The sequence below is a fragment of the Pseudoduganella sp. RAF53_2 genome (assembly GCF_052113985.1).
Taxonomy (GTDB): Bacteria; Pseudomonadota; Gammaproteobacteria; order Burkholderiales; family Burkholderiaceae_D; genus Rugamonas.
The window spans coordinates 1-7,682 of record NZ_JBFRDW010000264.1 but is presented as its reverse complement, the minus strand read 5'-3'; the positions used below and the strand labels follow the sequence as shown (position 1 = coordinate 7,682).

General features: G+C 64.6%; 7 protein-coding genes and 1 pseudogene. 3 read left to right on the top strand and 5 right to left on the bottom strand.

Going from position 1 to position 7,682, the window contains the following annotated elements:
* The 3 genes from glcF to AB4Z11_RS16525 form a co-directional block, all read right to left on the bottom strand.
* On the bottom strand, positions 1–607 hold a 607-nt coding region (gene glcF, locus AB4Z11_RS16535; protein WP_442026332.1), incomplete at its 3' end, for a glycolate oxidase subunit GlcF.
* Between the two features lie 3 nt (positions 608–610).
* Complete coding sequence (glcE, locus tag AB4Z11_RS16530) at positions 611–1,822, bottom strand: glycolate oxidase subunit GlcE (RefSeq protein WP_442026333.1); 1,212 nt, start codon at positions 1,820–1,822, stop codon at positions 611–613.
* Between the two features lie 9 nt (positions 1,823–1,831).
* Positions 1,832–3,322 carry an FAD-linked oxidase C-terminal domain-containing protein gene (locus AB4Z11_RS16525; protein WP_442026331.1) on the bottom strand — a complete coding sequence of 497 codons (1,491 nt, stop codon included), beginning with the start codon at positions 3,320–3,322 and terminating at the stop codon, positions 1,832–1,834.
* Between the two features lie 128 nt (positions 3,323–3,450).
* Here AB4Z11_RS16525 and AB4Z11_RS16520 point away from each other — a divergent pair, with 128 nt between their 5' ends.
* A complete protein-coding gene (locus AB4Z11_RS16520) occupies positions 3,451–4,005 on the top strand; it encodes a cob(I)yrinic acid a,c-diamide adenosyltransferase (RefSeq protein WP_442026330.1) in 555 nt (184 codons plus the stop codon).
* On the opposite strand, the gene AB4Z11_RS16515 is transcribed toward AB4Z11_RS16520, so the two are convergent.
* Positions 4,002–4,904, bottom strand: coding sequence for a LysR substrate-binding domain-containing protein (locus AB4Z11_RS16515; RefSeq protein WP_442026329.1), 903 nt, complete (start codon positions 4,902–4,904; stop codon positions 4,002–4,004). The genes AB4Z11_RS16520 and AB4Z11_RS16515 overlap by 4 nt on opposite strands.
* A gap of 455 nt (positions 4,905–5,359) precedes the next feature.
* Between AB4Z11_RS16515 and AB4Z11_RS16510 the strand changes: the two genes are divergently transcribed.
* Entirely contained in the window at positions 5,360–6,346 is a 987-nt protein-coding gene (locus tag AB4Z11_RS16510) for an SGNH/GDSL hydrolase family protein (protein ID WP_442026328.1), read from the top strand.
* Here the strand turns inward: AB4Z11_RS16510 and AB4Z11_RS16505 are convergent, their stop codons facing one another.
* Complete coding sequence (locus AB4Z11_RS16505) at positions 6,347–7,087, bottom strand: M48 family metalloprotease (protein ID WP_442026327.1); 741 nt, start codon at positions 7,085–7,087, stop codon at positions 6,347–6,349.
* A gap of 88 nt (positions 7,088–7,175) precedes the next feature.
* Here AB4Z11_RS16505 and AB4Z11_RS16500 point away from each other — a divergent pair.
* Positions 7,176–7,682, top strand: a pseudogene (locus tag AB4Z11_RS16500) (hypothetical protein); the annotation flags it as partial.

The following is a 7,682-nucleotide window of genomic DNA, read 5'->3' as shown; positions in this document are numbered from 1 at the left end:
GCGCCACGATCAGTTGCACGCCCAGCGCATCCAGCACGCGCGCGGTGGAGGCGTTGATATTCGGCGCCAGTCCCGGTTGCACGCAGCCGTCCAGCACCAGCATCTTGCGCGCATGCTCGCGTGCCGGCCAGGCACCTGCGCTGCGCATGGGCGGGATCTTGTCCTGCAGGTCCTTCGACAGCAGCGGCTTGAATACCTGGCCCGCGCGCAACGCCGGCGTGAACAGCCATTTGCGCGGCAAAGCTTCTTTCAGCACATAACGCTTCACACGGTCGACCACGGGACGCTGCACGCGCTGCTCGACGATCTTGCGGCCGATGTCGGCCAGTCGGCCATACTGCACGCCGGACGGGCATGTCGATTCGCAGTTTCGACAGGTCAGGCAGCGGTCCAGGTGCAGCTGGGTTTTCTCGGTGACCGGCGCGCCTTCCAGCACTTGCTTGATCAGATAAATGCGTCCACGCGGACCATCCAGCTCGTCCCCCAGCAGCTGGTAGGTCGGGCAGGTGGCGGTACAGAAACCGCAGTGCACGCAGGCACGCAGGATCGCCTCGGCCTCGTCGCCCTCGCGCGTGTTCTTGATGAAATCAGCCAGATTGGTTTGCATAACTCAGTACATGCGGCCAGGATTGAAAATGCCGGACGGATCAAACCCCGCCTTCAGCCGCTCATGAATTCTCGCCAGCGCCGGCTGCAGCGGATGGAACACCGCGACATCACCGCGCGCCTCTCCCGCCGGTGCCGAAGTCACATCGGCAGGCGTCCCACGACGATACAGCGTCGCGTGGCCACCTGCCGCCGCGACAGTACGCCGAATCGCGTCCGCGGTGGCGGACATATCGCCTTCTGCCGGCACGCGCAGCCAGCGCTGGGCGCCGCCCCACTCGATCAGCTGCTCGCCGCGCAGGATGATCGCGCTGGCGGCGGGCGGCACGGACAGGCGCCACAGGTCGCCGCCGGCGGCCACACTGGCGCCGCCCCGTGCCGCGACGAGGGCATCGGTGTCGCCCCCGCCGCGCAGCATGTCGTCACCAGGCGACGCGGTGGTTGCGCCGGAAGCCGTGGGCGTAAAGAAGGGACCGGCCTGGTCACGCAGAGCGGTCCAGAAGGCGTCAGCGTTCGACAGCTGCTCGCCGCCCAGCTTTTGCAAGGCCGCGCGAATGGCGGCATCGGCGCCGGACAGGCGAACGGTCAGCACGCCGGCGCGCCAGCAACTGGCCGAAATCGGCAGCGGCTGCCCCGCCCACGCGTTAATGCGCGCCAGGGCCGTGATCTCGTCCATCTCAAAGCGAATAGTCTCTTCGCGGAACGGCATCGGCAAAACCTTGAGCGACACTTCCGTAATCAGCCCCAAAGTACCAAACGATCCCGCCAGCAGCCGCGAAACATCGTAGCCCGCGACATTCTTCATGACCTGCCCGCCAAAGTTCAGCAGTTCGCCGCGGCCATCCATCAGCTGCGCGCCCAACACGAAATCGCGCACCGCGCCAGCAGTGGCACGGCGCGGGCCGGACAAGCCCGCAGCCACCACACCGCCAATCGTCGACGCCGCCCCAAAACGCGGCGGTTCAAACGCCAGCATCTGACGCTGCCCGGCGAGCAATGCCTCGACCTCGGCAAGCGGCGTCCCGCAGCGAACCGTAATCACCAACTCCGTCGGCTCATAATCGACCACGCCACTGTAGGCCCGCGTGTCGAGCACCGAACCGCGCGGCGCCTCGCCGTACCAATCCTTCGTGCCACCGCCGCGAATGCACAGCGCAGTGCCCGACGCCGAAGCGCCCTTCACCTGCTCACGAAACTGTTCAAGAATTGCTTGCATCATCACCCATCAGAATCGCGGCAGACCCGCATGTGGCAAGCGGCCGCCGGAAACGTGCATCTTGCCGAACTCCGCGCAGCGGTTCAGCGTCGGAATTGCCTTGTTCGGATTCAGCAGCGCCTGCGGATCGAAAGCCCCCTTCACCGCATGAAATGCCGCCAGCTCCGCAGGAGCAAACTGCACGCACATCGAATCGATCTTCTCGATGCCCACACCATGCTCGCCCGTGATCGTGCCACCCACTTCCACGCACAGCGCCAGAATTTCCGCGCCAAACGCCTCGGCGCGCTGCAGCTCGTCCGGCTGGTTCGCATCGAACAGAATCAGGGGATGCAGGTTCCCGTCACCGGCATGGAACACGTTCGCGCAACGCAGCCCGTACTTGCGCTCCATCTCCGCAATACCGACCAGCACGCGCGCCAGATGGATGCGCGGGATGGTGCCGTCCATGCAGTAATAGTCCGGTGAAATGCGCCCCGCTGCCGGGAAGGCATTCTTGCGGCCTGACCAGAATTTCAGGCGCTCGGACTCGCTGGTCGAAACCTGTATGCGGCTGGCGCCCGCAGCTTCCAGCACGCCCGACATGCGCACAATTTCCTCTTCCACTTCTTCGGCCGTGCCATCTGCCTCGCACAGCAGAATGGCCGCAGCATCCGTGTCGTAGCCAGCGCGCACAAAAGGTTCGACCATGCGCACCGAAGTCTGGTCCATCATCTCCAGGCCGGCCGGTATGATGCCTGCCGCGATGACGTCGGCCACCGCGCTGCAGCTCTTCACCACTTCGTCGAACGACGCCATGATCACGCGCGCTACAGCGGGCTTGGGCACCAGCTTCACCGTGACTTCAGTGACGATGCCCAGCATGCCTTCCGACCCAACGAAGGCCGCCAGCAAGTCCAGTCCCGGCGCATCCAGCGCCTCACTGCCCAGCTCCACTACATCGCCTTCAATGGTCRCCATCCGCACCCGCAGCACGTTGTGCACGGTCAGGCCGTACTTCAGGCAATGCACGCCACCCGAATTCTCGGCCACATTGCCGCCAATGGTGCAGGCGATCTGCGAGGAAGGATCGGGCGCGTAATACAATCCGAAGGGTTCGGCCGCCTCGGAAATAGCGAGGTTGCGCACGCCCGGCTGCACCACCGCAGTGCGCGAGGTCGCGTCCATGCGCACGATGCGGTTCATGCGCGCGGTGGACAGCACGACGCCGTCCGCAATCGGCATGGCGCCGCCGGACAAGCCAGTGCCCGCGCCGCGCGGCACGATCGGCACATGCATATCTCGGCAGACTTTCAGGACTGCGACAACCTGTGCCTCGTCCTGCGGCAGCACAACCACCATGGGCGGCTGTCGGTAAGCGGACAGGCCATCGCACTCATAAGGCCGCGTGTCCTCCAATTCGGACAGCACGCAGCCCGCGGGCAGCGCCGCGTTCAAGGCGGCGGCCACGGCGCGCTGTCGCTCAGCGCTGAATGCAGGCTCGTTGGAAGCTGGGGTCATGTTTTCTTGGTCTGGAGCCTTGTTTAGTACAGATTGTAGGGGCAAATAGCCCCGCACCGGCGAAATCCCCGCCCAACCACTGGTAATTTGTCGTATCCTCGCTGTCGTTAAGACTAAGGATTTTTACCATGGGTAATCGACTTTCTAAAATCGCCACCCGCACCGGCGACAAGGGCACCACCGGCCTGGGTGACGGCACCCGCGTGGACAAAGACAGCGTGCGCATTCACGCCATCGGCGAGGTGGATGAGCTGAATTCGAACATCGGCCTGCTGCTGTGCGAAGACATGCCGGATGAGATGCGCGAAGAGCTGGTGATGATCCAGCACGACCTGTTCGACCTGGGCGGAGAGCTGTGCATCCCCGGTTACCAGATGATCAAGGACGAGCATGTGGAGCGTCTGGACGGTCTGCTGGAAAAATACAACGCCACGCTGCCGGCGCTGACGGAGTTCATTCTGCCGGCCGGTTCGCGCGCCGCGTCGCAAGCCCATATCTGCCGCACCGTATGCCGCCGCGCCGAACGTGCGATTGTCACGCTGGGCAAGGCGGAAACCATTCACGATCATCCACGCCAGTACGTGAACCGTTTGTCGGACCTGATGTTCGTGCTGTCACGCGTGCTGAACCGTTTTGCAGGCGGCAGCGATGTGCTGTGGCGCCACGACCGCAAGCGTGGCTAAGTAGTAAATCCCGGCAGCGTCGCCAGGCGCTGTTGGATAAAGTCTATGAACAGGCGGGCGCGCAGCGGCTGGTAACGGCGCGAGGGATAGAGCAGATGCACTTCCTGCGCGTCGCCCTGCCAGGCGCGCAGCACGTGTTTCAGTTTGCGTGCTTCCAGCAGGTCGTGCACCAGCCATGCAGGACACAGGCCGATGCCTGCCCCCATTGTGAGACTGTCCCTGATGGCCAGTGCGTTGTTGACGCGGTAGCGGCCATGCGTGCGCACCGTGACGGTTTGTTCGCCCTTGCGTAGCGTGACATCGTCGCCGGTACTCAGCCAGGCGAACCGGATGTAGTCGTGCTGTTGCAGATCCTGCGGCTGGCCAGGCGTGCCGTGCGCCTTCAGATAGGCGGGCGACGCAACCAGATAGCGCGGCGAGACGGCGACTCTGCGCGCGATGGCATTGGGCGGCAGATCGCTGCCAAGACGCAGTGCCACGTCCACGCCCTCTTCCACCAGATCGGCCATACGGTCGTTCAGAACCAGTTCGATTTCCATCCCCGGATAGTCGCGCAGGAATTCCTGCACGATGGCGTTCAGGCGGAATTGCCCCAGCGCGACGGGGGCGTTCACGCGCAACAGCCCGGTGGCGTTGGCCGTATCGCCGCGCACGTCGGCCACGGCTTCTTCGTACTCCTCCAGGATGCCTTTGGCGCGCTCATAGAATCGTCTGCCCTGCACTGTCGGCGACAGGCTGGCCGTATTTCGCTCCAGCAGACGCACGCCGAGGTCTTCTTCCAGCGCAGCCACAATTTTGCTGACCGTCGGCTGAGTGGTGTTCTGTTCGCGCGCGACGGCGGACAGGCTGCCCAGTTCGACGGCACGCACGAAGTAGTGGAGGGAGCGGATGGTATCCATGTCTCTCATTCTACATTGGAATGAGCTTTAGTCGTTTTTACCTTCTACCATCCAGAATTCGAATGAGTCAACATGGTTTCACCTTACTTTTCTGGAGAATGCCATGCACAAGATCATCGCCGCCGTCGCTGCCGCATCCATCGCAACTACCGCCGCTGCGGATGACTGGATCACCACCTGGTACGCCTCGCCGCAGCCTACCTGGGGCGCAGAATTTGCGCTGCCGACCAATGTGCCCGCAGTGCTGGAGGGACAAACCGTGCGCGAAGTCGTGCGCACCAGCGCGGGCGGCACCCGGCTGCGCGTATCCTTCTCGAACCGCTACGGCAGCGAACCCCTGATCATCGGCGAAGCCCGCATCGCCCGCACCGTTCCCAACACAGCCGCCAACACGCCAGCGTCCGGCCAACCAGCAAGCGGCGCAGCAGCCGGCGCCGACAGTACGCCAGCGGCCGTTGCGACAGCCGCGCGCGTCGATGGCGGCGACGGGCGGGGCGACGTCGGCGGTGGACGTGGGGAGCACGGCAGTGCTGACCTTTGGCGGCCATCGCTCGGTGACGATCGCGCCGGGGCAGACGGCAACCAGCGACGCGCTGGATTTCGTCCTGCCGCCGCTGCAGCGCCTGACTATTTCAACCTGGCTGCCGCAGCGCGCACCGACGACGACCTTCCACTGGGGCACCTGGCAGACGGGCTACATCGCGTCCGGCAACGCTACCGCCGCTGCGAACCTGGACGGCGCGCAATTGCTGCAAGGCCGCGCCTTCCTGAGCGCCGTGGAAGTCGCCGGCGGCGACACGCGGCAGCACCGCACAGTCGTGGCATTCGGCGACTCGCTCACCGACGGCAACGGTTCCACGCCGGACCAGAATCGCCGCTGGCCCGACTACCTGGCCGGGCGCCTGGCGCAGCAAGGAATCGGCGTTGCCAACGCCGGTATCGCCGGCGCGCGACTGTTAGGCGACAAAATGGGCGTGAAAGCAGCTGACCGTTTCCAGCACGATGTACTTGACCAGCCGGGCGTGGGCACAGTCGTAGTCCTGATGGGCATCAACGACATCGGTTGGCCCGGCAGCGCGTTTGCGCCGCAAGACGCACCAGCCACCGCCGAGCAACTGATCGCCGCCTACCGCCAGCTGATCGCCCGCGCCCACGCGGCCAACGTGCGCATCATCGGCGCCACGCTGCCACCATACGAAGGCTCGCTGCAAGGCACGCCATTCGAAGGCCACCACACGCCCGCCAAGGACGCCGTGCGCCGCCAGGTCAACGAATGGATTCGCCACAGCGGCGCCTTCGACACTGTCGCCGACTTCGATGCCGCCCTGCGCGACCCGGCTCATTCAACGCGCCTGCTCCCCGCCTATGACTGCGGCGACCACCTGCACCCCAGCGACGCCGGCTACGCCGCCATGGCCGAGGTAGTGCAGAAGGTGCTCTGATTAAGGCCCACCGAACAGGCGCAGCATGCCTTTGGCCATGCTGATGCGTGCGGCGGCGTCGGGATGGGAGGCGAGCAGTGGCGCGGCGTCTGTGTCGGACGCGAGTTTGCGGTAGAAGCGCAGCATTGCGGTTGGCGGCCAGCCGGCGCGGTGGGCGATGATCATGCCCAGCTGGTCCGCCTCCTGTTCCTGGATAAACGACAGACGCGCCAATCGCAGCTGCAGGGGAAGATCGGAATCGAGGCGTTCCTGCACCACATCCAGCGGCAGGTCAGGACGGTGAATCGCCAGCAAGGCCTCCGAAAAATATTCGCGCTGATGCTCGGCGATGGCGTGTGCAATCTCGTGCGCGAGCAACGTTGCCAGCTCGCCATCGTCCAGGTGCAGCCGCCGCACAAATGGGATGCCGACCAGCAGTTTGCCGCCGGCGAGGCACACGGCATCAATCGATGGGTCGCTGCTCAGGTGAAGCTCCCACTGCCAGTCCGCCGCTTCCGGCTTGAGCGACACGGCCGCGCGAATCAAGCCGGTGCTGATCTTCTGCAGCCGCGCCAGCAAAATCCGGTCGCGATCCAGCTGGCGTGACGCCGCCAGCGCAACGACTTGCGCGATATACCGGTCTTCGCCGCGTGCCGCCACTTCATCCGCGCTGAACGACAATTCCTGCGCGCGCCCAAGGTCCGGCACCTGCGCTTGCGCAAGCGGGACGATGGCGAACAGCACGAAAAGYAGGAAGCGCATGGCAGACGCTCCGGTATAAACTGTTTATACCAATATAGGCAGCAGACTGATCGGTTGCAAGCATGCTCAATTCTGATACACTGCGCCGATGCAAAAATACCAATGTTCCTTGCTCGCCCTGCTGATTGCCAGCGCCCCAGCGGCGTTTGCACAAGAGCAGACCACGCAGGACCCGCCCAGCGTCGAAGTCAAAGACATCCGCAATCCCGAACTGCGCTCCTACCGCAACATCATGGCGGGCATGAATGCGTTCGAAGAACACCACAACCTGGCGCCCGCCGCGCCCGAGCTGCGTTTCCGACTGCGCCCCAAGCGCGGCCAGCCGCCGCTGGAGAAAGGCGAAGCGCTGACCGTGCGCATCAAGGGCAATGGTGACCCGGTCATCATTCCYGTGGCGCCCGATAACACCTTCACTGTACCGCGCATGCAAGCCCTGCTCGACGATGACGCCGACATGGTCCTCAACCGCAAGAAGGGTCTGGTCGAAGGGCTGCCTGCCGTGCGCACGCCCGGCTTGCCGGAAAATGTGCGCCGCCTGGGCGACGTGCGGCTCGAATGCCAGGTGCTGATCGCCATCGGCAAGAAGGAGATGGGC

Coding starts and splice junctions, on each gene's coding strand:
- AB4Z11_RS16515 (WP_442026329.1), bottom strand. CDS start 4,904: ATGGATACCATCCGCTCCCTCCACTACTTCGTGCGTGCCGTCGAACTG.
- glcE (WP_442026333.1), bottom strand. CDS start 1,822: ATGCAAGCAATTCTTGAACAGTTTCGTGAGCAGGTGAAGGGCGCTTCG.
- AB4Z11_RS16520 (WP_442026330.1), top strand. CDS start 3,451: ATGGGTAATCGACTTTCTAAAATCGCCACCCGCACCGGCGACAAGGGC.